General features: G+C 67.4%; 24 protein-coding genes. 15 read left to right on the forward strand and 9 right to left on the reverse strand.

What is annotated here, in order from left to right; all coding sequences use genetic code 11:
- Genes AC3WLF_RS07155 through AC3WLF_RS07165 form a run of 3 tightly spaced genes read left to right on the forward strand, consistent with a single transcriptional unit; the run spans position 1 to position 2,522 of the window.
- Positions 1–1,623 (forward strand): AAA family ATPase, encoded by a 1,623-nt coding sequence (locus AC3WLF_RS07155; RefSeq protein ID WP_492318292.1) that lies wholly within the window; start codon positions 1–3, stop codon positions 1,621–1,623.
- Between the two features lie 58 nt (positions 1,624–1,681).
- On the forward strand, positions 1,682–2,275 hold the full coding sequence (locus AC3WLF_RS07160) for a sigma-70 family RNA polymerase sigma factor (protein ID WP_492355949.1): 594 nt from the start codon (positions 1,682–1,684) through the stop codon (positions 2,273–2,275).
- A 40-nt stretch (positions 2,276–2,315) separates the two neighbouring features.
- Entirely contained in the window at positions 2,316–2,522 is a 207-nt protein-coding gene (locus tag AC3WLF_RS07165) for a zf-HC2 domain-containing protein (protein WP_492318294.1), read from the forward strand.
- Positions 2,523–2,574: 52 nt separating this feature from the next.
- On the opposite strand, the gene AC3WLF_RS07170 is transcribed toward AC3WLF_RS07165, so the two are convergent.
- A complete protein-coding gene (locus AC3WLF_RS07170) occupies positions 2,575–2,919 on the reverse strand; it encodes a hypothetical protein (protein ID WP_492350811.1) in 345 nt (114 codons plus the stop codon).
- Between the two features lie 285 nt (positions 2,920–3,204).
- On the opposite strand from AC3WLF_RS07170, the gene czcI reads away from it, so the two are divergent.
- The 7 genes from czcI to AC3WLF_RS07205 all read left to right on the forward strand — a co-directional run bounded on the left by czcI (position 3,205) and on the right by AC3WLF_RS07205 (position 11,849).
- Positions 3,205–3,579, forward strand: coding sequence for a cation efflux protein, CzcI family (gene czcI, locus AC3WLF_RS07175; RefSeq protein WP_492355950.1), 375 nt, complete (start codon positions 3,205–3,207; stop codon positions 3,577–3,579).
- A 94-nt stretch (positions 3,580–3,673) separates the two neighbouring features.
- Complete coding sequence (locus tag AC3WLF_RS07180; protein ID WP_492355951.1) at positions 3,674–4,945, forward strand: TolC family protein; 1,272 nt, start codon at positions 3,674–3,676, stop codon at positions 4,943–4,945.
- 16 nt (positions 4,946–4,961) lie between these two features.
- Entirely contained in the window at positions 4,962–6,230 is a 1,269-nt protein-coding gene (locus AC3WLF_RS07185) for an efflux RND transporter periplasmic adaptor subunit (protein WP_492350809.1), read from the forward strand.
- A 13-nt stretch (positions 6,231–6,243) separates the two neighbouring features.
- Entirely contained in the window at positions 6,244–9,420 is a 3,177-nt protein-coding gene (locus AC3WLF_RS07190) for a CusA/CzcA family heavy metal efflux RND transporter (RefSeq protein WP_492357999.1), read from the forward strand.
- Positions 9,421–9,572: 152 nt separating this feature from the next.
- On the forward strand, positions 9,573–10,697 hold the full coding sequence (locus AC3WLF_RS07195; RefSeq protein WP_492355963.1) for a cytochrome P450: 1,125 nt from the start codon (positions 9,573–9,575) through the stop codon (positions 10,695–10,697).
- 27 nt (positions 10,698–10,724) lie between these two features.
- Positions 10,725–11,081, forward strand: a complete 357-nt coding sequence (locus AC3WLF_RS07200) for an antibiotic biosynthesis monooxygenase family protein (protein ID WP_492318299.1) — start codon at positions 10,725–10,727, stop codon at positions 11,079–11,081.
- Positions 11,082–11,093: 12 nt separating this feature from the next.
- Entirely contained in the window at positions 11,094–11,849 is a 756-nt protein-coding gene (locus AC3WLF_RS07205) for a sulfite exporter TauE/SafE family protein (protein WP_492318300.1), read from the forward strand.
- A gap of 58 nt (positions 11,850–11,907) precedes the next feature.
- Here AC3WLF_RS07205 and AC3WLF_RS07210 read toward each other — a convergent pair whose 3' ends face one another.
- Entirely contained in the window at positions 11,908–12,657 is a 750-nt protein-coding gene (locus AC3WLF_RS07210; RefSeq protein WP_492350805.1) for a carbonic anhydrase, read from the reverse strand.
- A 319-nt stretch (positions 12,658–12,976) separates the two neighbouring features.
- A complete protein-coding gene (locus tag AC3WLF_RS07215) occupies positions 12,977–13,177 on the reverse strand; it encodes a DUF3606 domain-containing protein (RefSeq protein WP_010810704.1) in 201 nt (66 codons plus the stop codon).
- A gap of 133 nt (positions 13,178–13,310) precedes the next feature.
- On the opposite strand from AC3WLF_RS07215, the gene AC3WLF_RS07220 reads away from it, so the two are divergent.
- A complete protein-coding gene (locus AC3WLF_RS07220) occupies positions 13,311–14,408 on the forward strand; it encodes an extracellular catalytic domain type 1 short-chain-length polyhydroxyalkanoate depolymerase (RefSeq protein ID WP_492355954.1) in 1,098 nt (365 codons plus the stop codon).
- Positions 14,409–14,463: 55 nt separating this feature from the next.
- Here the strand turns inward: AC3WLF_RS07220 and AC3WLF_RS07225 are convergent, their stop codons facing one another.
- Both AC3WLF_RS07225 and AC3WLF_RS07230 read right to left on the reverse strand, forming a co-directional pair.
- Complete coding sequence (locus tag AC3WLF_RS07225) at positions 14,464–14,778, reverse strand: 2Fe-2S iron-sulfur cluster-binding protein (protein WP_492355955.1); 315 nt, start codon at positions 14,776–14,778, stop codon at positions 14,464–14,466.
- Positions 14,771–15,388, reverse strand: coding sequence for an IMPACT family protein (locus tag AC3WLF_RS07230; protein WP_492318304.1), 618 nt, complete (start codon positions 15,386–15,388; stop codon positions 14,771–14,773). Before AC3WLF_RS07230 ends, AC3WLF_RS07225 begins: the two co-directional genes overlap by 8 nt.
- A gap of 295 nt (positions 15,389–15,683) precedes the next feature.
- On the opposite strand from AC3WLF_RS07230, the gene AC3WLF_RS07235 reads away from it, so the two are divergent.
- The 3 genes from AC3WLF_RS07235 to AC3WLF_RS07245 all read left to right on the forward strand — a co-directional run bounded on the left by AC3WLF_RS07235 (position 15,684) and on the right by AC3WLF_RS07245 (position 18,996).
- On the forward strand, positions 15,684–17,669 hold the full coding sequence (locus AC3WLF_RS07235) for a PhoX family protein (RefSeq protein WP_492318305.1): 1,986 nt from the start codon (positions 15,684–15,686) through the stop codon (positions 17,667–17,669).
- 110 nt (positions 17,670–17,779) lie between these two features.
- Complete coding sequence (locus AC3WLF_RS07240) at positions 17,780–18,292, forward strand: GNAT family N-acetyltransferase (RefSeq protein ID WP_492318306.1); 513 nt, start codon at positions 17,780–17,782, stop codon at positions 18,290–18,292.
- Positions 18,293–18,366: 74 nt separating this feature from the next.
- Positions 18,367–18,996: a DUF938 domain-containing protein gene (locus AC3WLF_RS07245; protein ID WP_035827207.1), complete on the forward strand. Its 630-nt coding sequence runs from the start codon at positions 18,367–18,369 to the stop codon at positions 18,994–18,996.
- Between the two features lie 129 nt (positions 18,997–19,125).
- On the opposite strand, the gene bcsS is transcribed toward AC3WLF_RS07245, so the two are convergent.
- Both bcsS and AC3WLF_RS07255 read right to left on the reverse strand, forming a co-directional pair.
- Positions 19,126–19,839 carry a cellulose biosynthesis protein BcsS gene (gene bcsS / locus AC3WLF_RS07250; RefSeq protein ID WP_492355956.1) on the reverse strand — a complete coding sequence of 238 codons (714 nt, stop codon included), beginning with the start codon at positions 19,837–19,839 and terminating at the stop codon, positions 19,126–19,128.
- A gap of 14 nt (positions 19,840–19,853) precedes the next feature.
- The gene (locus AC3WLF_RS07255) at positions 19,854–22,013 is read right to left on the reverse strand and encodes a glycosyltransferase (protein WP_492355957.1); all 2,160 of its coding nucleotides are present in this window, start codon (positions 22,011–22,013) and stop codon (positions 19,854–19,856) included.
- A 295-nt stretch (positions 22,014–22,308) separates the two neighbouring features.
- Here AC3WLF_RS07255 and cysK point away from each other — a divergent pair, with 295 nt between their 5' ends.
- Positions 22,309–23,226 carry a cysteine synthase A gene (gene cysK / locus AC3WLF_RS07260; RefSeq protein ID WP_492355958.1) on the forward strand — a complete coding sequence of 306 codons (918 nt, stop codon included), beginning with the start codon at positions 22,309–22,311 and terminating at the stop codon, positions 23,224–23,226.
- Between the two features lie 127 nt (positions 23,227–23,353).
- Here the strand turns inward: cysK and AC3WLF_RS07265 are convergent, their stop codons facing one another.
- Positions 23,354–23,842 (reverse strand): GFA family protein, encoded by a 489-nt coding sequence (locus AC3WLF_RS07265; protein ID WP_492350800.1) that lies wholly within the window; start codon positions 23,840–23,842, stop codon positions 23,354–23,356.
- Positions 23,843–23,926: 84 nt separating this feature from the next.
- A complete protein-coding gene (alkB, locus tag AC3WLF_RS07270; RefSeq protein WP_492355959.1) occupies positions 23,927–24,589 on the reverse strand; it encodes a DNA oxidative demethylase AlkB in 663 nt (220 codons plus the stop codon).
- Positions 24,590–24,831: the final 242 nt, after the last annotated feature.

Genomic DNA, 24,831 nt, shown 5'->3' on the forward strand with positions numbered 1-24,831 from the left:
ATGGATTTCGAGATTCCGGAGGCGCTGATCCATCCCCTGCTGGCGATGATCGAAACCGGGTCGCCGCTGGCGCGGCAGCTGCAGGAGCACGGCGTCTGCCACGGCAATATGCTGGTGTCGAGCAAGCTGTTCGACGCGCAGTCGCTGAACTCGCTCTACACGCTGAGCAAGACGCAAAACGAGCGCGCGCTGATGTTCCAGATGCTGGCGCTGGACAATGTTTACAACGCACCGCAGGCGCGCTTGATTCCGGGGCTGGACCAGCTGGTGGCGGGGCTGGCCGCCTACCTGTCGCGCGATGCCATCGACGGCTGGCTGTACCAGCGCAGCCGCGACGGCGTGCTGCTGCCGTGGCTGGTGCGCCGGATGCGCTATGTGTCGCCCGAGCAGGGCATGCATTATGTGGTGGTGGACATGCTGGCCAACACCATGCAGTCGGCCAACTCCACGCTGACCGACCACCACCTGCGCCGCTCCGGCATGACCACGTCGATGGTGATTACCCACGACGACATCGCCAACCGCACCATCCCGGAGTTGCTGGCCGAGTTCGGCTTCTACAAGGAGTGCGCGGAATTCCGGCACGAATACGAGCAGCATGCGCAGCGCTTCGTGCGCTACCAGCGCCGCTTCGGCGCGCAGTTCGTCGCCACCCGCGCGGCGTTCTCGCTCGATGCCAAGGGACCCGCCGAGCTGACGCCGATCGCCGACGCCACGGGCGCGCGCTGCGTGAATGATGAGGAGCGGCTGGAGCGCCGCTTCGAGATGACCTGCGACCCGGCGTTCTGGCGCGATGCCGGGGTCATGGAGGGCTTTGAGCGCGTGCCGCTGCATTGCTACGTGCACCTGTTCCACCTGGAATGGCATCGCAATATCTGGGTGCATGTGCAGCACCTGTCCGAGTATCGCTACCAGCCCGCCCTGCGTGACAAGCTCGTCCTGCCCGCGCATCACCGCGACCTGATCGATATCCTGACCTCGCACATGGACATGCTGGTGCCGGATTTCGTGCCCGGCAAGTCGGGCGGCACCACCATCCTGTGCCAGGGCGCGCCAGGCCTCGGCAAGACGCTGACCGCGGAGGTCTACGCCGAGGTGGTGGGCAAGCCGCTCTACCGCGTGCACTCCGGGCAGCTGGGCACCACCGCCGCGTCGGTCGGTGCCACGCTGATGACGATCCTGCGCCGCGCCATGCGCTGGAACGCGATCCTGCTGCTGGACGAGGCAGACGTCTATATCCGCTGCCGCGACAACGACCTGGAGCACAACGCCATCGTCGCGGAATTCCTGCGCACGCTGGAGTACTTCAACGGCCTGCTGTTCATGACCACCAACCGCATCGGCGACGTCGACGATGCCATCCTGTCGCGCTGTATCGCCACCATCCATTACGAAACGCCGTGCAAGCAAGACGCCATGCGCCTGTGGCGCCTGCAGGCCGGGCAGTTCGGCGCGGACCTGGGCGACGGGCTGATCGATGCGCTGACCGCCGCCTACCCCAAGGCGAGCGGGCGCGACATCAAGGAGCTGCTGAAGCTGGCGACGCGCTACGGCAAGGCCAAGGGGATCCCGCTGTCGGAAGACGTGTTCCGGCTGTGCGGGCAGTTCCGCGGGATAGGGTAAGGCGCCGGCGCGCGGGTATCATGGGGCATCCGTCCAGGCAACCGCGCCCCGATCCCCGATGAGCCTCGACCCCGCCGAACTCCAGGCCATACGCCCCTACCTGCTGCGCTTTGCCCGCCTGCAGCTGCGCGATGAGGCGCTGGCCGAGGATGCCGTCTCGGAAACGCTGCTGGCGGCGCTGGAGCACCCTGAGCGCTTCGCCGGCCAGTCAACGCTGCGCACCTACCTGGTTGGCATCCTCAAGCACAAGATCATCGACATCCTGCGCAGCGGCAAGCGCGAGGTCAGGCTGGCGCTGGCCACCGATGCCGAGGGCCAGCCGCAATCCGACGACGACGCCTTCGACGCGCTGTTCACGCGCAACGGCCACTACCAGGACCCGCCGTCCGACTGGGGCAACCCGGAACGCGCCTTTGAGCGCCGCGAGTTCTTCGAGATCCTGCAGCTTTGCGTTGACCGCCTGCCGGAGCGCACCGGCCGGATCTTCATGATGCGTGAGTGGCTGGAGCTGGACACCGAAGAAATCTGTCAGCATTTGCAGATCAGCGCGACCAATGCCTGGGCGATGCTGTACCGCGCCCGCATGCGCCTGCGCGAATGCCTGGAACTGCACTGGTTCGGCCAGCGCGGCCGGCCGGGCAAAGCCAGTTGAGCCTCATACCGCCCATGCAACGGACAAGTCCCTGACCTACATGCCAGATCCGCGCCCCTCCCGCCGCCTGCTGCCGAACTGCGAAGAGGTCCACCACCTCACCATGAAGGGCCTGGACCGGCCGCTGTCATGGGGCGAGCGGCTGCGCATGCGCGCCCACCTGGCGATCTGCGACGCCTGCACCAGCTTCAGCGCCCAGATGCGGACCCTGCGCGAGGCCATGCACAGGCTCGGGCGCGACGAATGACAAAAGGCCAGCGGAGCCGCTGGCCTTCTTGCTGGCTGGGTGCCGGCATCGCTCAGGCGCGAGCGCCTTCCCCGTAGGGGTCGAAGCGGCCAGCGCGGCTGCCTTCGGTATAGGTGTCGAAGCTGCGCGCGGGGGCGGTCGACACGCCGCTGCGGTCCAGCCCGGCCACCGTGCGGGCGCCGTCGACAAACGGATCGGCCTTGCCGGCGCGGGCGCCTTCCGTGAACACATCATGGCTGCGGAACTCATAACCATACTTGTCGCCGGGCACGGTGCTGCGGAAGCTGTAGCCGTACTTGTCGCCGGGCAGTTGCTCGGCGGCGGTGGCGGCTTGCGCGGCGCCCAGGGCGGCCAGCGACAGGAGCAGGGCGGTAGCGAGGCGGGTGGTCTTGGTCATGATGGTTCTCCTTAAGCTCGTTGAATTTGTCAGAAGGCTTTGCGTTGTGTGCGTGCCGTTCATGTACAGAACTATAGGAGCGCCATCGACACGGAAGCAGGCCAGTTGCCGGACAAGTTATTCAAAAAAATTGAATTAACGGGCGAGGGCGGAAACCACCCGTGGCATGACGCAAATGTAATGACCCCGTCGCCGGAATGCCCGTCGCGGCTCGGTTAAACTTGCGGCTCGCTGCAATCCCCCGTCGCCTGATGCCAGGCGCCCAGGGCAACTGCCACTTCCCCTATGCAACGGCTCATCCTCATCCTTCTTGCGCTCGTCCTGCCGCTCCAGTTCGCCTGGGCGGGAGCCGCCGCGTATTGCCGGCATGAGGTGGCGGCTTCGGCCAAGGCCCATTTCGGGCACCACGAGCACCAGCACAAGGCCGACAGCGGCAAGCAGGACCAGCCCGCGCAGAAGGCCCAGGACAAGGCCAAGCTCGGCCAGCCCGATCCCGACTGCGGCGTCTGCCATATCGCTTCGCTGCCGTTTGCACGGGCCGACGCGCCCGACGTGCACGCCATGCGCCGGGTGGAACTGGCGCCACCGGCGCCGCAGCCCAGCTTCTCTTCGCACAGTGCGCGGGCGCCAGACCGTCCCCAGTGGCCGCGTCTTGCCTAGCCGGCGAGACGACGCTTCCATTTCCTGGTCTTCCTGAGTCCCTGACGTCAGGCGTCTCGCCGAATTCTCCCGGTTTCTTTCCTGGTGCAATTCGATGCGAAGACTTTTGCTGCCGCTTGGGCTGGCGGCCGTCCTATCCAGCCCGATCCATGGCGTCGCGCAGACGCCGCCCCCTGCCATGGCGCAGCCATCGGCATCCTCGCCGGCCCCGGGCCAAGAGCCTGCCGGCACGCTCACGCTCGACGCCGCGCTGGCGCTGGCCGAAGCCGGCAACTTCGTGCTGTCCGCGGCGGGCAAGGAGCTTGACGCCACCGAGGGCGATGTCACGCAGGCGCGCGTGCTGCCCAATCCCGAACTGGCCGTGTCGATGGAAGACACGCGCAAGGCCACGCGCTCCACCACCGGCCAGATCAACCTGCCGATCGAACTCGGCGGCAAGCGCGCCGCGCGCATCGGCGTGGCCGAGCGCGGGCGCGAACTGGCGCAGGCCGAGCTGGGCGGCGCACGCGCCGAGCTGCGCGCCGCGGTGATCGCGCGCTTCTTTGGCGTGCTGGTGGCGCAGGAGCGCGTCAAGCTCGCCGAAGGCTCGGTCGGCATCGCCAGCAAGGCGGCCGCGGCGGCCGGGCGGCGCGTGGCCGCCGGCAAGGTCGCGCCGCTGGAAGAAGCGCGCGCCAGGGTCGAACAGGCCAATGCCGAGCTGGAACTGGCCGAGGCCACCGGCGCGCTGCAATCCGCACGGCAGTCGCTGGCCGCGCTGTGGGGCAATGCCGTGCCGCACTTTGCGCAGGCGCAGGGCGACCTTGATGCACTGCCCTCGCGCCCCGCGCCGGCAGCGCTGCAAGCGGCGCTGGAAGACTCGCCGCAGCTGGCGGCAAGCCGCCTCCTGGCCGAGCGCAGCCGCGCCGAAGTCGCCGTGGCGCGCAGCCGCCAGTACCCCGACGTGACCGTGAGCCTGGGCGCCAAGCGCGACAACGAGGCCAACCGCAATATGGCCGTGCTGGGCGTGGCGATCCCGCTGCCGCTGTTTGACCGCAACCAGGGCAACCTCTACGCCGCATTGCGCCGCGCCGACAAGGCGCAGGACACGCACGCGGCCACGCGCATCCGCCTGGTCGGTGAGCTGCAGCAGGCCTCGACGCAGCTGTCGGTATCGCGCGCCGCGGCGCAGACGCTGCAGGCCTCGGTGCTGCCCGCGGCGGAGCAGGCCTATGCCGCCGCCTCGCGCGGGTTCGAGGCCGGCAAATTCAATTTCCTCGATGTGCTGGATGCCCAGCGCACGCTGTTCCAGGCGCGCATCCGCTACCTGGACGTGCTGGCCCGCACCTATGACGCGGCGGCCAGCATCGACCGCATCCTCGGACACTGATACGGAAGCTGCAGACATGGCAATGAGCAAGCAACAACGGGCCGCCGTGGTGGCCATCCTGGTCGCGGGGCTGCTGGGCGGCGCGGCGATCCTGTTCACCGGCAAGGGCGGCAGCACTACCGGCGAGGCCGGGCACGGGCATGCCGAGCATGGCGAGGAGCATGAACATGACAAGGAGGGAGACAAGGCGGCCGCGCACGCTGACGCCAGCGTCCCCGCGGCGAAACCGGAAGGCGAAGGCAAGCCGCACCTGATCGCGCTGACGCCCGCGCAGATCCAGCAGGCCGGCATCGGCATTGCCGCCGCCGCCGCTGCGCCGCTGCGCAGCAGCGTCGATTTCCCCGGCGAGATCCGCTTCAATGAAGACCGCACCGCGCACGTGGTGCCGCGCGTGGCGGGCGTGGCGCAGGCGGTGCCGGCCAACCTTGGCCAGCAGGTGCGCAAGGGCGAAGTGCTGGCGCTGCTCGCCAGCATGGCCCTGGCCGAACAGCGCAGCGAACTGCTGGCGGCGCAGAAGCGCGAGGCGCTGGCGCGTGCCACCTACGCGCGCGAGAAGACGCTGTGGCAGGAGAAGATCTCCGCCGAGCAGGATTACCAGCAGGCCCGCACGGCGCTGGAGGAAGCGCAGATCGCGGTGCAGAACGCGCGCCAGAAGCTGACCGCGATCGGCGCCACGGAGAACAGCGCGGGCAAGGGCGGCGGCCTGAACCAGTTTGCGCTGCGTGCCCCGTTCGATGGCATCGTGGTCGAGAAGCACCTGGCGCTGGGCGAAGCGGTCCAGGAAGCCACCAGCGTGTTCACGGTCTCGGACCTGAGTTCGGTGTGGGCGGAGTTCGTGGTGTCCGCGCGTGACCTGGACCAGGTGCGCGTGGGCGAAGCGGTCACGGTGCGCTCGAGCGCCTCGGACACGCAGGCCGAGGGCAAGGTGTCCTACGTCGGCGCGCTGCTGGGCGAGCAGACGCGCACGGCCAAGGCGCGCGTGACGCTGGCCAATCCCGGCATGGCGTGGCGCCCGGGTTTGTTCGTCACGGTCAGCGTGCTGGGCGCGCCGGCGCAGGTGCCGGTGACGGTGGCGGCCGACGCGGTGCAGCAGGTCGACGGCCAGAGCGTGGTGTTCATCGCCGTGCCGGGCGGGTTTGCGGTGCAGCCGGTCAAGACCGGGCGCGCCGGCGGCAAGCTGGTGGAGGTGACCGAGGGCCTGCAGGCCGGCGCGCGCTACGCCGCGGCCAACAGCTTCATCCTCAAGTCCGAGCTGGGCAAAGCCAGCGCCGGGCATGAGCACTGAGCGGGAGGCACACATGTTTGAACGCCTGATCCGCTTTGCCATCGAGCAACGCTGGCTGGTCCTGCTGGCGGTGCTGGGCATGGCCGCGCTGGGCCTGTACAGCTACACCCGGCTGCCGATCGATGCGGTGCCCGATATCACCAACGTGCAGGTGCAGATCAACACCGCCGCGCCGGGCTATTCGCCGCTGGAGACCGAGCAGCGCATCACCTATCCGGTCGAGACCGTGATGGCGGGCCTGCCCGGGCTGGAGCAGACGCGCTCGCTGTCGCGCTACGGGCTGTCGCAGGTGACGGTGATCTTCCGCGACGGCACCGATATCCACTTTGCGCGCCAGCTGGTCAACCAGCGCATCCAGGAAGCGCGCGACAAGCTGCCTGCCGGCATCACGCCCGCGATGGGCCCGATCTCGACCGGGCTGGGCGAGATCTACCTGTGGACGGTCGAGGCCGACCCCGGTGCGCGCAAGCCTGACGGCACGCCCTACACGCTCGCGGACTTGCGCGAGATCCAGGACTGGGTGATCCGCCCGCAGCTGCGCAACGTGCCCGGCGTGACCGAGGTCAATGCCATCGGCGGCCATGCGCGCGCCTATGTGGTCGCGCCCAGCCTGGAGCGCATGGCGTCGTACGGCTTGTCGCTGGCCGATGTGGTGAGCGCGCTGGAGAAGAACAACGACAACGTCGGCGCCGGCTATATCGAGCGCCGCGGCGAGCAGTACCTGGTTCGCGTGCCGGGGCAGGTGCGCTCGCTTGAGGATATCCGCGACGTGATCGTCGGCACCGCGCAGGGCCAGCCGATCCGCGTGCGCGACGTGGCCACCGTGCAGACCGGCGGCGAGCTGCGCACCGGCGCGGCCACCGAGAACGGCCGCGAGGTGGTGCTGGGCACCGTGTTCATGCTGATCGGCGAGAACAGCCGCACGGTGTCGCAGGCGGTGGACCGCAAGATGGCCGAGATCAACCGCACCCTGCCCAAGGGCGTGCAGGCCGTCACGGTGTACGACCGCACCACGCTGGTCGACAAGGCCATTGCCACGGTCAAGAAGAACCTGCTGGAAGGCGCGGTGCTGGTGATCGCCATCCTGTTCCTGTTCCTTGGCAACCTGCGTGCGGCGCTGATCACCGCGCTGGTGATCCCGCTGTCGATGCTGTTCACCTTCACGGGCATGGTGCATTACCGCATCAGCGCCAACCTGATGAGCCTCGGGGCGCTGGACTTCGGCATCATCGTCGACGGCGCGGTGGTGATCGTCGAGAACTGCGTGCGCCGGCTGGCGCATGCGCAGGAGCGCCACGGCCGGCCCCTCACGCGCGGCGAACGCCTGCATGAAGTCTTTGCCGCGGCGCGCGAGGCACGCCGGCCGCTGCTGTACGGCCAGCTCATCATCATGGTGGTGTACTTGCCGATCTTTGCGCTGACCGGGGTCGAGGGCAAGATGTTCCACCCGATGGCCTTCACCGTGGTGCTGGCGCTGCTGGGCGCGATGGTGCTGTCGGTGACCTTCGTGCCGGCCGCGGTGGCGCTGTTCATCGGCAACCGCGTGGCCGAGCGCGAGAACCGGCTGATGGCCTGGGCGAGCCGCCGCTACGCGGTGCTGCTGGAGCGCTCGCTGGCCGCGACGCCAGTGGTGCTGACGTTTGCCGGCGTGGCGGTGGCATTGTGCCTGGCCATTGCCACGCGGCTGGGCAGTGAGTTCGTGCCCAGCCTCAACGAAGGCGACCTGGCGATCCAGGCCTTGCGCATCCCCGGCACCAGCCTGACGCAATCCGTGGCGATGCAGCAGCAGGTGGAAACCGCGCTGAAGGCCAAGTTCCCGGAGATCGAGCGCATCTTTGCGCGCACCGGCACCGCGGAGATCGCCTCCGACCCGATGCCGCCGAATATCTCCGACGGCTACATCATGCTCAAGCCCATGTCGCAATGGCCCGAGCCGCGCCGCACGCGCGACGAGCTGATCGCCGCGATACGCGACGAGGTGGGCAAGCTGCCGGGCAACAACTATGAATTCTCGCAACCGATCCAGCTGCGCTTCAATGAGCTGATCTCGGGCGTGCGCTCCGACGTGGCGGTCAAGGTGTTCGGCGACGACAACGCGGTGCTGGAGCAGACCGCCAATCGCATCGCGGCAGTGCTGCAGGGCATCCCCGGCGCGGCCGAGGTGAAGGTCGAGCAGACCACCGGCCTGCCGATGCTGACGGTGCAGATCGACCGCAACAAGGCGGCACGCTACGGCCTGAACCTCAGCGATATCCAGGATGCGGTGGCGATCGGCATCGGTGGCAAGGTGTCGGGCACCTTCTTCAGCGGCGACCGGCGCTTCGACATCGTGGTGCGCCTGCCCGATGCCGTGCGCGAGGACGTGGAAGCGCTGCGGCGGCTGCCGGTGCCGCTGCCGAAGGAAGCCGCGGCGCGCACCAGCTATATCCCGCTGAGCGAAGTCGCCAGCGTGGAGATCGCGCCGGGCCCCAACCAGGTCTCGCGCGAGAACGGCAAGCGCCGCATCGTGGTCAGCGCCAACGTGCGCGGGCGCGATATCGGCAGCTTCGTGCCCGAGGCTGAGGCCGCCATGCGCGCGCGCGTGCAGATCCCGGCGGGCTACTGGACCAGCTGGGGCGGCACCTTCGAGCAGCTGCAGTCGGCCACCGCGCGGCTGCGCGTAGTGGTGCCGCTGGCGCTGGGGCTGGTGTTCGTGCTGCTGTTCGCCATGTTCGGCAACGTCAAGGACGGCTTGCTGGTCTTCACCGGTATCCCGTTCGCGCTGACCGGCGGCATCCTGGCGCTATGGCTGCGCGGTATCCCGCTGTCGATCTCGGCGGCAGTGGGCTTTATCGCCCTGTGCGGCGTTGCGGTGCTCAACGGGCTGGTGATGCTGTCGTTTATCCGCTCGCTGCGCGAGGAAGGCCATGGCCTTGACGATGCCATTCGCAACGGCGCGCTGACGCGCCTGCGCCCCGTGCTGATGACGGCGCTGGTGGCTTCGCTGGGCTTCGTGCCGATGGCCCTGGCCACGGGCACGGGTGCCGAGGTGCAGCGCCCGCTGGCGACGGTCGTCATCGGCGGCATCCTGTCGTCGACGGCGCTGACCTTGCTGGTGTTGCCGGTGCTGTACCGGCTGGCGCACCGGAACGACGAGGCGGCGACGCAAGCGGCGCAAGGGGAAGGGGAGCTGGCGCGAATGGATGCGTGAGCCAGGGTGCGGCGGTGTTGCGCCATTGCATTCGATAGTTCATGTCACCATGAACCTTCGGCCTGCGCCGCAGGGGCATGATGCGACTGTCCGCCCGCCCCCGGGCGCTGGGTTCGCTGCAAGGACTCAGCACTTCCATCCACTGTGCCGCCATGCCCGATACCAATATCGATCCGCTCAGCGCCGTCACCCATCCCGACCCGTACCCGTACTACCGGGAGCTGGCCGCCAGCCAGCCATTCTTCCGCGATGACCGCCTGCGCCTGTGGGTTGCCGCCGGCGCGCGGGAAGTGGCCGACGTGCTTGCCCACCCCGACTGCCGCGTGCGGCCGCCCGCACAGCCGGTGCCGCCCGCGCTGGCCGGCACCGCCGCCGGCGAGCTGTTCGGCCGGCTGATCCGGATGAACGACGGCGCCGCGCACGCGCCGCTCAAGGCCCTGCTGATGCCGATGCTGGCGGGTATCGACCCGGCCGCCGCGGCGCAGCGCGCGACGGTGCTGGCGGCGGTGCTCGATGCCGGCGAAGCGTCCTGGGCCGCCATGTCCGGCGAGTGCATCAATCGCTGGCTGTTCACGCTGCCGGTCATCACGGTCGCCGACCTGCTCGGCCTGCCGGCTGCCAACGAAGGCAGCAGCGCGGCCGAAGCCGCACAACGGGTTGCGGCCTTCGCCGGCGCGCAGTCGCCATTGGCCGATGCACCGGCCGTGCGCGCAGGCGCCGAGGCCGCTCAATGGCTGGGGCACTGGCTTGCCGATGCGGCGGACGGCGCAGGGCCGCTGCCGGCGCTGCGGCAGGCAGCCCGTGCCGCCGGCATCGACGCGCAGGCGGTCGCCGCCAACATCATCGGCCTGCTGGTGCAAGCCTGCGAAGCTACCGCGGCGCTGGCCGGGAATACGCTGCTGCGGCTGGGTCGCGACACGACGCAGTCAGAGCTGCCGCTCGATGCCGTGGTGGCACGGGTCGCCCGGGAGGATCCGCCGGTGCAGAATACGCGGCGCTTCCTGGCCGCCGATGCGCAACTGTGCGGCCACGCCGTCAAGGCCGGCGACGCGGTGCTGGTGCTGCTGGCCGCGGCGTCGTGCAGTGGTGCCGCGGCCGGCGAACGGCCATGGACCTTCGGCCACGGCCGCCATGCCTGTCCCGGCGACCGCCTGGCGCAGGCGCTGGCTGCCGCCATGGTGGCGGCGCTGCGTGCGCGTGGGGCCGACCCGGCCGCGCTGGCGCAGGCATTCCGCTATCGTCCGTCGCTGAACGCACGCATTCCGCATTTCCTTTGATTCCCGCCATTGCCCCCAGGAGACAACATGATCGCAGTCATCTTCGAAGTCGAGCCCGCGCCGGGCCGGCAGGACAACTACCTCGACATCGCCGCGCACCTGCGCCCGCAGCTGGAGGCCATCGACGGCTTTATCTCGGTGGAGCGCTTCCAGAGCCTGACCAACCCCAACAAGCTGCTGTCGCTGTCGTTCTTCCGCGACGAGGCCGCGGTGATCGCCTGGCGCAATACGCTGGCGCATCGCCAGGCGCAGGCGTCCGGTCGCGGCGGCGTGTTTGCCGGCTACCGGCTGCGCGTGGCGCAGGTGCTGCGCGACTACGGGCTGAACGAGCGCGACCAGGCGCCGGCGGACAGCCGCGCGGTGCATGACCACAAGGCGGGCTGAGGGGGAGCAGCGATGACGATGGAAGCAATCGCCACCCAAGCCGCCTTTATCGGCCTGACATTCTTGCTGGCAGGCTTTGTCAAAGGGGTGGTGGGCCTGGGCTTGCCCACGGTCGCGGTGGGCATGCTGGGGCTGGTGATGCCGCCCGCGCAGGCAGCGGCGCTGCTGGTGGCGCCGTCGATGGTGACCAACGTGGTGCAGCTGTTCAGCGGCCCGCGCTTCGGGCAACTGATGCAACGGCTGTGGCCGATGCTGGTGGCGATCTGCGCCGGCACCTGGCTGTGCGCGGCATGGGTGCCGGCCGGCATGATGACGCACGCGACCTCGGCCTTGGGTGTGGCGCTGGTGCTGTACGCGGTGGTCGGGCTGGCAGCGGTGAAGCTGGTGGTGCCGGCGGGGGCGGAGCGGTGGCTGGGGCCGTTGACCGGGCTGGTCACGGGTGGCATTACGGCGGTGACCGGTGTGTTCGTGATTCCCGCCGTGCCTTACCTGCAGGGACTCGGCCTGGACAAGGAAAGCCTGGTGCAGGCGCTCGGGCTGTCGTTCACGGTATCGACCATTGCGCTGGCGGTGAGTCTGGCCATGGGCGGGTCGCTGCTGCATATGCCGGTGCTGGGCGCCTCGGCGCTGGCGCTGGTGCCGGCGCTCGGCGGCATGTTCCTGGGCCAGTGGCTGCGCCACCGGATCAGCGCCGAGCGCTTCCGCAAGCTGTTCTTCTGCGGGCTGCTGGTGTTGGGCGGCGAGCTGGCGCTGCGCGGGCTGTCCTAAGCACGCTGCCGGTTTGCTCCCTCTCCCGCAAGCGGAAGAGGGAGCAAACAGTGCGCAGTTAGCGGCTGGCCTGCACCGTGCGGCCGTTCAGCGGCTGCACCGGACGGGCGTTCATCGGATAAAGCCGGCGGAATGCGGCCAACTGCGCCGGCGACACTTCCACCGGGGTCTTCAGCACCTGCCAGCGCACGTCCTCGCTGCACGGCGGCGTGGTCAGCGAGCCGGAGAAGGCCCAGTACGACTGCCGGGCCGGCAGCAACGCCGCCACATCCAGCGGCGCCGTCAGTTCGCGCGACTCGCCGGCCTTGGCCGGCAGGCTCGCGAAGACCGGTTTCAGCGCCGCATTCTCCCGCCCGGACTTGAACAGCACCGCCACCACCGCCAGCTTGCCTTCTGCATTCTGGTGCACCAGGTGCGCGACCAGCGGATAGCTCTTGCCGTTGATCTTCTCTTCGCTGGGCGTATGGAAGTGGAACTGCAGCAGCCTGTAGGGCACGCCGTCGAGTTCGATCTGCCCCGCTGCGGGCAGGTTGACCTGTACGGTGTGGCCGTTGTTGACCACGGTGGCGGGCGCCGCGGCATAGCCAAAGCCGATCGGCTTCAGGTCGGCAGGTTGGGCCTTGCCGGTGCGGATATCGATGGGCGACTGGTGCTTGCCCAGCGCACAGGTCTTGTAGTCCTGGTCGAGCTTGGCCCAGTGGCTGGCGCCGGTCGGTCCGGTGTAGCTCCAGTGCGGGTCATTGCCGGCCCACGCGGCAGGTGCAAGCAAGGCGGTGCAAACCGTGAAAATCGGCAGCCTGGTGTTCATTGTCGATGCGTCCTAGTGTTGGTAACCCCTTGTTTTCCGACATGGTGTAATCAAGCTGTCCCAGTCTTGAGTGCCGGGTCTTTTGCCCGGGCCGGAAATCATGCAGCAAAACCGCCGTCCAGCGAATAAGGTATTGCTGAATTCCGGTCTGCACAGCGCTTAACAAGAGTATGGACTGCATGCACGCATGCGATTGATGCGTGCCGCGCATGCCGTCATGGACGGCGCCGACATCTCACGTGGCCGCTGAAGGCGCAGGCCGCCACAGGCATCCCCGCTCAGCCGGGGATGCCTGCCTGCCACCGTTTGTCTCGGGATTTCAGCCAGGCCGCGCGCCGGCCTGGTTCGATTCCAGTTGCGCGCGTACCGCGGAGATATGGTCGCCCGCGGCATCGACGGCGTTCTCCAGGTCACTGGTGCTGCAGCCGAGCTCCCGGCACCAGTACTGCACTTCAAGCGGATCCATCAGGTTGATGCGGCCAGGATCCAAAGGCCTGAACTCGTTTGTCACATCGCTCATGCTTGCCTCCTGTCCATGTCTCGGGGCGACACGGCCCTTGCATTGTAGGCAGTCATCCGGCACGCGTTGCATGCAAGGTGGGCCTGGGCTTGCGCATATGATGTACGGGTTACCCAGGCCGACAGGACGCCGCATGCCCCGCTCATCCGGTGCAAAACTCTGGTCCACGCTGAACAAGGCTGCTGCCCGCAATGCGCGCCGCATGCAGCGCGCCGTCAACCAGAACCTGACCAGGCCGATGACCGAGGCCATCGTGCGCAACGCGGTGAAGCAATCGGCTGCAGTCACGGCCGCTACGCAGCGCGCACTGTCGGGCGTGGTATCGCCGGTGCAGGCGCCGCAGAGCCGCGGCAGCGGGCGCTGGGAAGAATGCGCATGGGGCGCGCCAGTGGCACCGCGCCGCTACCGCATCTTCGTGCCGGCCGGCGTCACGGCGTCGCGGCGCGCGCCAATGCTGGTGCTGCTGCATGGCTGCGGCCAGGACGCCGCCAGCTTTGCCGCGGTCACGCGCGCCGCCGCGGTGGCGCGCGAAGCCGGCTGGGTGGTGTTGCTGCCTGAGCAGACCTCGCAGGCCAATGCACAGCGCTGCTGGAACTGGTTCCGGCCCGCCGCGCAGGGCGGCGTCGAAGCCGGGCTGCTGATGGCGCTGGTCGACCAGGCTTGCCGCCGCCATCCGGTTGCCGCGGACCGCATCAGCGTGCTGGGGCTGTCCGCGGGCGGCGCGATGGCGCTGATGCTGGGGCTGCGCTATCCGGAACGCTTTGCCGCAGTGGGGTCGCACTCCGGCGCGGTGCCATGGAGCGCCACCAATGCCGCCCAGGCAGCGCGCGCCATGCGCGGGGGGCGTGGGGCCGATGCCAAGGCCATGCAGGCGCTGCGGTTCGGGCTGGCAGGGCGCCGCCCGCCGCCGTTGCTATTGCTGCATGGCGATGCCGACCACGTGGTCGACTTCAGCAACGCCACCGCCGCGGCGGGCATGTGGATGCACCTGCAGCCGGAGGGTGCGCACGCGCTGTCCGCGGTGCCGGCACGGCGCATCCAGCGCGGCATGCGCCATGCGATGGATGTGTTCGACTGGATGGACGGAAAGTCGCCTTACGTGCGCCTGGTGCGGATCGAGGGGCTGGGTCACGCCTGGAGTGGCGGGGCAGGCGGGCAGGCGTTTTCCGATCCGGCGGGGCCGGATGGGTTGAAGCTGGCGTTGCGGTTTTTTCTGGCGGTTGAGGGGTGAGAGCGTAGTCTTGACGCTGCCAAACGGTGATTAAGGCTCTCTTCAGGCCTGAGCCCTATCCCAAACTGACAGGCTCAATCACCACATCACTGGCCGGACAAGCCACGCACGGCAAGATCAGCCCCTCATCCCTCTCATCCAGACTCAACCCCGGCCATTCGATCCGATAGCGGATCGTCCCCGCATGCAGCCGGCTGGCGCAGGCGCGGCAGGTGCCGTTGCGGCAGGAGTTGGGCAGCGCCACGCCTTCGAGCAAGGCAGCTTCCAGCAGGCTCAGCGCCGCCGGCGCGGCGAAGCGGGTATTGCCTGGCAGGACGCTTGCGGTGAATTCCGCGCGGTCGTCGGGCGCCACCGGCTCGCGTTCAGCCATGGTCCTCATCCTCCGCTTCCGGGAATTGGGCGCGTCCGTGGGTCGCGTCGCGCAGGGCGTCGCGCGCGGCGTCGAGCTGGGTTGCGGGCATGCGCAGGACCAGCGTGGCCAGCGCGCCATAGGCGGTGTCGGCCAGCGTGCATCCCGGCTGCGCATCGTAGTCGAGCCACCGGCGCACGCGCGGCTCGTCGGCGTAGTCGACTGACACCGTCAGGGTGCCGTAGGCGATGCGTTCCACGCGCTCGGCCGTTTTCAGCGCGGCCGCGATGGCATCGGTGTAAGCGCGTACCAACCCGCCGGCCCCCAGCTTGACGCCACCGTAATAGCGCACCACCGCCGCCAGCACGCCGTCCAGGTCATGGTGGCGCAGCACTTCCAGGATGGGCCGGCCGGCGGTGCCGGAAGGTTCGCCATCGTCGGACATGCCCGAGGCGCCGCCAGCCAGCAAGGCCCAGCACACGTGGGTGGCAGTGGGGTGCTCGGCGCGAAGCGCCTGCAGCGTCGCCATGGCGGCGTCACGGTCGGCAACGGGCAGCGCCAGCGCCAGGAAGCGGCTCTTGCGGATTTCGATCTCGGCCCGGACGGGGTTGGCTAGCGTGTAGGTGGGCAAGCGGAAGGGCGGAAGGAGGCAGAAACGGCGGCTGCCGGCATTCAACGGATCCGCGCCTGTGGAGCCGCGGATGCAAAGGGCAAGTGTACCGCAGCGGCATCCGGGACCAGGGCGATAGCACCGCTTTTGTGTTGTATCGTCAACTTGGTGTCACAAACGGCGCCTACGATCCGCTACGGCCATGCGCAATGCCGCCCGCCGCCCGCCTGTGCCAACTGGTGCCCGGCCCCGCCCGCAGGACCGGCGCAAATACGCAGTGAACAACATATCCCTTCCTTTTCCCCGGATCGAGAACATGCTTGAACAACCCAATGCAGGCCGCCGCAAGGCCCTGAAGCTCCTGGCCGGCGCGCCGATGCTGCCGCTTGGCCTTGCCTCCACCAGCCTGCTGGCAGGTTGCGGCGGTGGCGACGACGCTGTCGCCGCGCCGCTTCCGCCGGCCCAGGCGGCCACGTTCACCACGGCCGAATTCGTTGGCATGAGCGCGCCGACGCTGGCAACGCCCGACGCCATGGCGACCACCACGGTGGGCTCCAGCCTCAAGGTGTCGTTCAGCGACGGCAGCAGCCAGACCTACAAGCTGGCCTACCAGCCGTTCTTCATCACCGGCGACACCCTGCCCGACGGCAAGGGCGGCACCATCCTGGCCGGCGGCTACTACGACATCAACAACAAGCCGATCATGGACACCTCCGTGGCCGGCAAGGAACGCCAGTTCTTCTCCGACGCGCCGGACGGCAGCTCGCTGCTGACCCTGGCCAACCCGACCGTGCCCGGCATCAAGGGCAAGACGGTGTTTGCGGTGGTGCAGTTCGAGTACACCACGCGCAACCAGGGCAATGTCAGCATGTACGGCCTGCTGCCGTCGCCGATCGCGGTGGTGACGCTGGACCAGGACCCGGCCACCGGCAAGCTGACCCCGGTCAAGTACCACAATGTCGATACCTCGGGCGTCAACGGCCTGTGGATCACCTGCGGCGCCAGCCTGTCGCCGTGGAACACCCACCTGTCGAGCGAAGAGTACGAGACCGACCTGCTGAACGCCAGCGCGGTCACGCAGTTGCAGGGCTACAGCCAGAACCTGTACGGCGACCCGGCCCGCGCCAACGCCTACAACTACGGCCACCTGCCGGAAGTCACGGTCAACCCGGACGGCACCGGCACCATCAAGAAGCACTACTGCCTGGGCCGCATCTCGCATGAGCTGGTGCAGGTCATGCCCGACGAACGCACCGTGCTGATGGGCGACGATGCCACCAACGGCGGCCTGTTCCTGTTTATCGCCGACCGCGCCCGCGACCTGTCGTCCGGCACGCTGTACGTGGCCAAGTGGCACCAGACCTCGGGCGTGGGGCCGGGCAGCGCCACGCTGTCGTGGATCAGGCTGGGCAGCGCCACCAGTGCCGAAATCCGCGCGCTGGTCGACGGCGGCATCAGGCTGGCCGACATCATGGATGTCAGGACCACCGATCCCGCTGACGTCAGCTACACCCGCATCATCTACAACGGCAAGCCGAACTGGGTGAAGCTGATGCCGGGCATGGAAAAGGCCGCGGCGTTCCTGGAAACGCACCGCTACGCCGCCCTGGTCGGCGGCAGCCTGGGCTTTACCAAGATGGAAGGCACCACGGTCAACATCAAGGACAAGAAGGCCTACTCGGCCATGTCCCGCATCGAGTCGAGCATGCTCACGGGCAATGCCGCCAACGCCGGTGATATCCAGGTGGAAGGCCCGTACTCCGGCGCGGTCTATGAGCTGAACCTGAAGGGCGGCCAGGCCGACAAGACCGGCACGGCCATCAACAGCGAATGGGTGCCGGTCGACATGGCGGCGGTGCCCGCGCTGGTCAGCGAAGACCTGGGCGGCGGCAAGATGAAGCAGCAGGATGCGCTGGGCAACTTTGCCAACCCGGACAAGGTGGCCACGCCCGACAACCTGAAGTTCTCGGAAAAGCTGCGCACGCTGTTTGTCGGCGAGGACAGCAACACCCACGTCAACAACTTCCTGTGGGCGTACAACGTCGATACCAAGGTGCTCAGCCGCGTGCTGTCGTGCCCGGTCGGCGCCGAATCCACCGGCCTGCACGCGGTGGACGAGATCAACGGCTGGACTTATGTGATGAGCAACTTCCAGCACGTTGGCGACTGGGAGTCGCCGCTGCACGACAAGGTGCGGCCGGCGCTTGAAGCCAAGGTGATGGCCAACTACAAGGACCGCTTCGGTGCCGCCGTGGGTTACCTGACGGGCGACCCGACCGGCGTCAGGCTGGCCAAGGCCTGACGCGTCGCGCAGTGCCAGGATGAGGGCGGCGGGCTTCGGCCCGCCGTTTTTTATTGGGGCGCGATCGTCTAACATGGCAACTCCGGTTCACGCCCAGCCTCCCGCCCGTCATGCCTGACCAGCTTCCGCACATCCGCTCCGCGCGCCTCAGCCTGCTGCCCTTTCGTGGCGACGATGCAGCCGAGGCGTTTGCCTGCATCACCCCGACGCTTGCGCGATTCATGGACTGGGAGCCGTCGCCCTCGCCGGCGGCTTTCGAGGCCGTGTGGCAAGGCTGGCTGGCAGGCATGGCGCGAGGCTCGGAATTCGTGCTCACCATCCGGCGTGCCGACGACGGGCTGTTCCTGGGGCTGGCGGGATTGCACCATGCCGACACGCCCGCGCCGGAACTCGGCATCTGGATCCGCGAGGACTGCCACGGCCATGCCTTCGGCCTGGAAGCGGTCACTGCGCTGGCGCAATGGGCGCAGGACAACCTGTCGCCGGCGCACCTGGTCTATCCCGTGGCCGAACCGAACTGGCCCAGCCGCCGGATCGCAGAGTCGCTTGGCGGCACGGTCGTGGGCCAGGCCACGACGCGCAAGTTCGAGCGCTTGATCTACCGGATTCCGGGGCGCCGTTGACGCACTGCGGCAGCGCGCCCCCCGGCGCGCCGATTCTGCTACGCTAGGCGCTTTCCCCCGCTGAGCATGCCATCATGACCGGCTCGACCCAAGACCCCGATGCACGCCGCATGGCGCCCGCCACCGAGCGCAACCGCGAGCCGATCCTTGCGGTATTGCGCAAAGTGCTGCCCGCCAGCGGCACGGTGCTGGAAATTGCCAGCGGCACCGGCCAGCATGCCGTGCACTTCGCGGCAGCGTTGCCGGGACTGACCTGGCAGCCAAGCGATCCGGAAGCCGCCGCGCGCGCGTCGATCGCCGCGTGGACCGCGCATGCGGGCCTGGCCAATGTGCGCGCGCCGCTGGCGCTGGATGTCTGCCGCCAGCCGTGGGGCATCGACGCCGCGGATGCGGTGGTCTGCATCAACATGATCCATATCGCCCCGTGGGCCGCGGCCGAGGCGCTCTTCGCAGGCGCCGGCAAGCTGCTGGGCCCGGGCGGCGTGCTGTTCCTGTATGGCCCCTATCGCCGCGGCGGCGCGCATACGGCGCCCAGCAACGCCGCCTTCGACGCGCAGCTGCGCGCCACCGATGCCGACTGGGGCGTGCGCGACATGGAAGCCGTGATCGCGCTGGGCGAGGCGCAGGGCATGCGCTGCGACGAGCCGGTGCCAATGCCCGCCAACAACTTCAGCCTAACGTTCCATGTCAATGGAATCAAATAGTTAGCGTATTGTTGGGCCACTTTGGGGCACCTGCGACGATCTTCCCCGGATTCAGCGGCGCCCCTCGTTCTCTTCAGCAGCAACGCCGTGCGCCGCACCCGCAGCCGTATGTGTGCGGCACCAGCGCCATCAGAACGCCTTGCTGATTTCCAGCCCGCCATAGAATGCGCGCGGCTGCCCACCGGTCTTCTTGATACCGCCGTAGAAGCCAAGCTTCACGGTCTGGCCGAGCGAGATGCCGGTCAGCACCAGACCGCCCTGCGTGGAGTGGTAAAACGGGTCGCCGTGCTTGATGATCTCCGCGCCGGCCCACGCATCGCCGAAAATCTTGTAGAGAATCCGGCCGCGCGCCCAATACGCCTTGGGCCCGATGTTGTAGCTCGCGATCCCGTTGACGGCCCAGTGTTTCGCGAACTCCTGCTGGCCGAGGACTGTCAATGCCAGGCCCCATTCGCCGCCGTCGACACGGTTATCGGCGCCTTCTGGCGACACGCGATTGTAGCGATAGCGCGCACCGGCCGTGGCTTCAACCCAGCCGGTCTCCCAGCCTTTCTGTACGCCAAGCGCCGCCTCGGCCGACTGTCCGTTCACTGACACCGTCGTGCCGTTCGAGCCGTACTTGTAGTGGTAGTCGCTGACGACGAGCTTCTGGGTGAGGAAGGACACCGGCAGCCAATTGCCGGTGACACCAGCGTATTCGCTACGCTCACCTCCACCGGCGAAGCTTGCCCCGCCGAACAACGTGCCCGCCATGGCCGGCAACGGGACCATGGCCGCGCCACAGAGGGTCACGATGGCGAGAGCACGGTCGGCCCGAATATTCTTGCGCGTGTCCTGCGTCATTCGGCTTTTTTCTCTCATACCGTCGTCGCGTGCGGCGTAATGTTGTAAAGGTGGAAATCGCCGGTTGGCGTCGCTAGCCTGCCCGTGGGCGTCAGCCTGACCGTATGTTCCGTGGCCATGCCTTTCGTGGTACGACGCAACGTGGCACCAGTGTCCAGATCGAGTTCGATGCTGCTGAACAGCAGCGGCGCCGCGCCCTCGATCGTGGCGATGACCACCGGCAACACGCCGGCGCGCAGCGGCTGCATCAGCAGTCCCGGCGCCCAGTTCTGCGTCAGCAGTGGCGCGCCCTCGTCGCGGCTCAGCAATTCAGCCAGGCGAGTCAGAGGCGGAGTCTCGGTTTCAGAAAGGTTGCCCATTTCGAGCTGCAGCCGACTACCGTACAGGAACGTCTCGAGTGCGCCGGTGTTGCCCTGCGCATCCCAGTTAAAGCGCAGTCCCACTGTGGCCTCCCCGGCGACGCCCGCCGCGGCCTTTCCCGCCCACGCCGCAGCTCGGTTGACGAAGGTCGCCACGGCCGCATCGCACACGATCAGATTGGGCAGGTGGATGGCCATGTTTACCGTGTCGCCGCGGGATAACGTTGGAATTGGTTCCCCGACGTAAAGCGCGCCGTTGGGGGAAAGGTCCGATGTCAAGCCGAGGTATGAATTGCCATCAAGGGTCAGCGTGATCGGCAGCCGCAGCGGGAAGCGGTACTCGGTGCGGCGGTTGCTTGCATGGCGGTGAGCGTAGACGGTCACCATCGCTGCCGTGAGAAGGGTCACGCAGGTCCATATGAGCGTGACGACGCCTGCACCGACCGGAATGCTCCCTGTATGCATCCGGTACAGGCCTATCGGCACGCTGATTGCCGTAATCCCCGCCAGCGCCAGCACCGGCGACATCCAGAGCCACATCCTGCCTGTATCGGAAAGCTGCTTGTCGGTCACGGCAAACGGGATGTTGCGACGAAACAGTCCAACGCTCGTTGACATGAAGGCAAAGAATCGAGTCATGGCGTACTGCTCGCTGAGAAGCAGCGAGTTGTAGCCGCGTCCCAGCTCAAGGTGAACCAACATCGACAGCAGGTAGTACAGGCAGAACAGCAGCAGGAAGGTGTTGAGCGATGAGACTATGGGTAGGTCGCCCGAGAGAAATACTGCCGGCGGTGTCAGAAAGAAAACAAGCTTCTGCCAACCTTCGAAGAAGAAAAGTGCCGAGGCGAAATAATTGAGTCGCTGGCCCAGCGTCAGGCCCCGGCTGAAAAGAATTCTTTCGCGCCGGAATACCTGCATCGATCCCATTCCCCAACGCATGCGCTGCTTCAGGTAGGTGTCAATGCTGTGCGGCGCCAGGCCAAAGGCAAGTGATTCGGCGTAGTACACAGACTTGAATCCCAGCTTGTGCAGCTTGACTGCCGTATGGACATCCTCCGTAACGGTCTCGGTGGCGAAGCCGCCGATTCTCTCCACCGCGGAACGTCGGATAACCGCACAACTGCCGCAGAAAAAGGCCGCATTCAGTGCGTCCTTGCCGCGCTGTATGACTTTGAAGAAGAGCGCCTGCTCATCCCAGACCCGCTTCTTTCCGATGCGGTGGTTGAACGAGTCGATATTGAAGAAGTCTTGCGGTGTCTGCACGAACGCAACGTCTGCATCGAGGAAGAATCCCAGTGTCTTCACCAGGAAATCCTTGCGAGGAGCATGGTCGGCGTCGAAGATCGCAATGAAGTCGCCTTCGCAGAACTGCAGCGCGTGGTTCAGGTTGCCGGCCTTGGCGTGGGAGTTGTTATCGCGGGCGAGGTAGCGGCAGCCAAGATCCTCGGCCAGCTTGCGCATGTCTGGCCGCCGGCCGTCATCCAGTAGCCAGGTAACATGCGGGTACTCCATCCGCGTGGCCGCCAGCAGCGTACGACGCAGCAGCTCCACGGACTCGTTATAAGTGGGCACGAACACATCGACCTTCAGTCCCGCTGGCGGCGGTACTACCTCCCGCACGCTGAGCCGGAAGGTCATCAGCACGAACAGAAGGCCGCTCAGATATCCGTAGACTTCAGCGGCATACAGCGGCAGAGACAGCCACGGCGCGTCCATGTTGACGGTTCCTACGCGCCAGGCGAGATACGCGAATCCGCAAGACACATAGACGGCCACTAGCCAGGCGATATAGCGTTTGGGCTGCTCTGTCTTCATGTTGGCTTCCATTGGGCGCGGTGCCCGTCGAGCTACAAGCGGAGAGCATGTCGGCATAGTCATCCGACTAGTCCGCATGGTGCCATAAGAGGGAGTTCTTTGACGACCCGATGTCGCATCGGGCGGTTGTTGTTTATTTCTGATATGAAGACCATTTAAGGCAGGGGCGAGGGATTTCGGTCACTGGCCAGCATTCGGCCTGCACGGCGCTTTGCTCTAGAATCGTCCCGTCATTCGATCCTGCGATACCAGCGCCTTACAGGCCTGCGGCATCGCGCCCGCCACGGAGAACACCATGAAGGTCCAGAACATCCTGCAGACGATCGGCAATACCCCGCATATCCGCATCAACCGCGTGTTCGGCAACGGCCACGAGGTCTGGATCAAGTCAGAGCGCAGCAACCCCGGCGCCTCGATCAAGGACCGCATCGCGCTGTCGATGGTGGAAGACGCCGAACGCCGTGGCGTGCTCAAGCCGGGCGGCACCATCATCGAGCCGACCTCGGGCAATACCGGCATCGGCCTGGCCATGGTGGCCGCGGTCAAGGGCTACAAGCTGGTGCTGGTGATGCCCGACAGCATGTCGGTGGAACGCCGCCGCCTGATGCTGGCATATGGCGCCACCTTTGACCTGACCCCGCGCGAGAAGGGCATGAAGGGCTCGATCGCTCGCGCCGAGGAACTGGTTGCGGCCACGCCGGGCGCATGGATGCCGCAGCAGTTCGAGAACCCGGCCAATGTCGACGTGCACGCGCGCACCACCGCGCAGGAAATCCTGAATGACTTCCCCGAGGGGCTGGATGTGCTGATCACCGGCGTCGGCACCGGCGGCCACCTGACGGGCTGCGCCCGCGTGCTCAAGGACAAGTGGCCGCAGCTCAAGGTCTTTGGCGTCGAGCCGGTGGCCTCGCCGGTGATCTCCGGCGGCGCGCCGGCGCCGCACCCGATCCAGGGCATCGGCGCGGGCTTTATCCCGAAGAACCTCGATACCTCGTTGCTCGACGGCGTGATCCAGGTCGATGCCGAGCCCGCGCGCGAGATGGCACGCCGCTGCGCGCGCGAGGAAGGCATCCTGGTCGGCATCTCGTCCGGCGCCACGCTGGCCGCGATCGCGCAGAAGCTGCCCGAGCTGCCGGCCAACGCGCGCGTGCTGGGCTTCAACTACGACACCGGCGAGCGCTACCTGACCGTCGAGGGGTTCCTGCCCGCCTAAGCAGACGCAAGCGCCCGGCCTTTGCGGCCCGGGCGCTCAGAACGCTTCATTGATCTGGAAGTAGACCCCGCGCGTGCGCCGCCCGAAGCCGGCATCGAGCCGCACATTGACGCCGAACGGGAGCCTTTCAGCGCGACGACAGGCCGTGCCGCTTGTGCCAGTCCGCCAGCGATTCCTCCGGCCAGGTGTCGCAGTGCACATGGCCTTTGCCCTTGGGCACGTCGACCCAGGGCGCGACCGATTCCAGCGAGGCTTCCACCACCTCCGGCGGGCGCGGCAGCGGCGTGTCGATGGCCGATGCATGCGGATATACCAGCTCCGGCCAGCGCGGGTCCCAAAGCCACAGCGCGCTGCCGCATTTCACGCAGAAATGCCGCTGCGCCGGCGAGCGCCGCGCGCGCTTGCCGGGTTCGCGCAGCACGGCGTGGTAAATGCCCAGGTGCTTGCGCCCGCGCACGCGCAGCGTGGCCGCGTCGCCGCCGATGTTGATCGCGTAGCCGCCACCGCCGGCCGTCTTGCGGCAGATCGAGCAATGGCAATGCATATACGGACTGGGTGAATCGGATTCAAGCGAGAAGTGGACCGCGCCGCAATGGCAGGAGCCGTCGAGATGCATGGTATGGGCCTTTGCACGGTGGCGTTCAGGACAGTCCATTGACTGTAGAAAACCCCCGGCAAAGTGCCAAGGCGGCGGTGATGGCTAACGCGCCTTGCGGAATGTCAGGTTGATGCGCAGCCGCCCCAGCAGCGGATGGTCGCCGTCGGCCAGCGGCGCCACGCCGTGGAAGGCCAGCCGCGACGGCCCGCCCCACACCACCACGTCGCCATGCGCCAGCCGCACCCGCTGCGGGCGGTCGGCGCGGCGCATGCCGCCGAACAGGAACACCGCGGGCAGTCCCAGCGAGACCGAAACGATGGGCGCGCTGAAATCGCGCTCGTCGCGGTCCTGGTGCAGCGAGAGCCGGGTGCCCGGCTCGTAGCGATTGATGAGGCAGGCATCCGGTTCGAAACCGGCAAAGCCCGCTTGCGCAGCGGCGGTGGTGGCCAGCTGCCGGAAACTCGCAGGCATCTCCGGCCACGGCTTTCCGTTCAGCGGATCGATGGGGTCATAGCGATAGCCGCGCGCATCGGAGACCCAGCCGACCGTGCCGCAGTTGACCATTGCCACCGACATTGTCAGCCCGCCGGGGGTGATCATGTGCCGCCAGGGCGCAAGCGCGATGATGGCCTGGACATCGGCCAGCAGCACTTCGGCATCCGCACGGGCCAGGCCGCGCAGGACTACGGCGCCGTCGGCGAGGGGCTCGATGGTTGGTGTAGCGGGGTTCGGGCCGTCGAGGCTGTCGAAAAGATCAAAGGTCATGGGGCAGGTGGCTGGATACACATGCTGCGGCAATCCCATGCATTGTGCTCCTTACCTGCCCTTGTTGCAGGCAAGTCAGTGGAGGGCAATTGCAGCCATTTGTTCCGCGCGCCTTTGCTGCTGCAGAATCAGCTTGCCGGTGGTTTGCTCCCTCTCCCGCTTGCGGTGTATAGACCGGGGACATAGGTAACACCTGTTCGGGGACATGGGTAACACAACTAGACTGGCTGGCAGTGTCTTTT

The sequence above is a fragment of the Cupriavidus sp. FW306-01-F10A genome (assembly GCF_058782785.1).

Excerpts from the sequence above, each read along its gene's own strand:
- AC3WLF_RS07155 (WP_492318292.1), top strand. The coding sequence starts at position 1 with ATGGATTTCGAGATTCCGGAGGCGCTGATCCATCCCCTGCTGGCGATG.
- AC3WLF_RS07160 (WP_492355949.1), top strand. The coding sequence starts at position 1,682 with ATGAGCCTCGACCCCGCCGAACTCCAGGCCATACGCCCCTACCTGCTG.
- AC3WLF_RS07165 (WP_492318294.1), top strand. The coding sequence starts at position 2,316 with ATGCCAGATCCGCGCCCCTCCCGCCGCCTGCTGCCGAACTGCGAAGAG.
- AC3WLF_RS07170 (WP_492350811.1), bottom strand. The coding sequence starts at position 2,919 with ATGACCAAGACCACCCGCCTCGCTACCGCCCTGCTCCTGTCGCTGGCC.
- czcI (WP_492355950.1), top strand. The coding sequence starts at position 3,205 with ATGCAACGGCTCATCCTCATCCTTCTTGCGCTCGTCCTGCCGCTCCAG.
- AC3WLF_RS07180 (WP_492355951.1), top strand. The coding sequence starts at position 3,674 with ATGCGAAGACTTTTGCTGCCGCTTGGGCTGGCGGCCGTCCTATCCAGC.
- AC3WLF_RS07185 (WP_492350809.1), top strand. The coding sequence starts at position 4,962 with ATGGCAATGAGCAAGCAACAACGGGCCGCCGTGGTGGCCATCCTGGTC.
- AC3WLF_RS07190 (WP_492357999.1), top strand. The coding sequence starts at position 6,244 with ATGTTTGAACGCCTGATCCGCTTTGCCATCGAGCAACGCTGGCTGGTC.
- AC3WLF_RS07195 (WP_492355963.1), top strand. The coding sequence starts at position 9,573 with ATGCCCGATACCAATATCGATCCGCTCAGCGCCGTCACCCATCCCGAC.
- AC3WLF_RS07200 (WP_492318299.1), top strand. The coding sequence starts at position 10,725 with ATGATCGCAGTCATCTTCGAAGTCGAGCCCGCGCCGGGCCGGCAGGAC.
- AC3WLF_RS07205 (WP_492318300.1), top strand. The coding sequence starts at position 11,094 with ATGACGATGGAAGCAATCGCCACCCAAGCCGCCTTTATCGGCCTGACA.
- AC3WLF_RS07210 (WP_492350805.1), bottom strand. The coding sequence starts at position 12,657 with ATGAACACCAGGCTGCCGATTTTCACGGTTTGCACCGCCTTGCTTGCA.
- AC3WLF_RS07215 (WP_010810704.1), bottom strand. The coding sequence starts at position 13,177 with ATGAGCGATGTGACAAACGAGTTCAGGCCTTTGGATCCTGGCCGCATC.
- AC3WLF_RS07220 (WP_492355954.1), top strand. The coding sequence starts at position 13,311 with ATGCCCCGCTCATCCGGTGCAAAACTCTGGTCCACGCTGAACAAGGCT.
- AC3WLF_RS07225 (WP_492355955.1), bottom strand. The coding sequence starts at position 14,778 with ATGGCTGAACGCGAGCCGGTGGCGCCCGACGACCGCGCGGAATTCACC.
- AC3WLF_RS07235 (WP_492318305.1), top strand. The coding sequence starts at position 15,684 with ATGCTTGAACAACCCAATGCAGGCCGCCGCAAGGCCCTGAAGCTCCTG.
- AC3WLF_RS07240 (WP_492318306.1), top strand. The coding sequence starts at position 17,780 with ATGCCTGACCAGCTTCCGCACATCCGCTCCGCGCGCCTCAGCCTGCTG.
- AC3WLF_RS07245 (WP_035827207.1), top strand. The coding sequence starts at position 18,367 with ATGACCGGCTCGACCCAAGACCCCGATGCACGCCGCATGGCGCCCGCC.
- bcsS (WP_492355956.1), bottom strand. The coding sequence starts at position 19,839 with ATGACGCAGGACACGCGCAAGAATATTCGGGCCGACCGTGCTCTCGCC.
- AC3WLF_RS07255 (WP_492355957.1), bottom strand. The coding sequence starts at position 22,013 with ATGAAGACAGAGCAGCCCAAACGCTATATCGCCTGGCTAGTGGCCGTC.
- cysK (WP_492355958.1), top strand. The coding sequence starts at position 22,309 with ATGAAGGTCCAGAACATCCTGCAGACGATCGGCAATACCCCGCATATC.
- AC3WLF_RS07265 (WP_492350800.1), bottom strand. The coding sequence starts at position 23,842 with ATGCATCTCGACGGCTCCTGCCATTGCGGCGCGGTCCACTTCTCGCTT.
- alkB (WP_492355959.1), bottom strand. The coding sequence starts at position 24,589 with ATGACCTTTGATCTTTTCGACAGCCTCGACGGCCCGAACCCCGCTACA.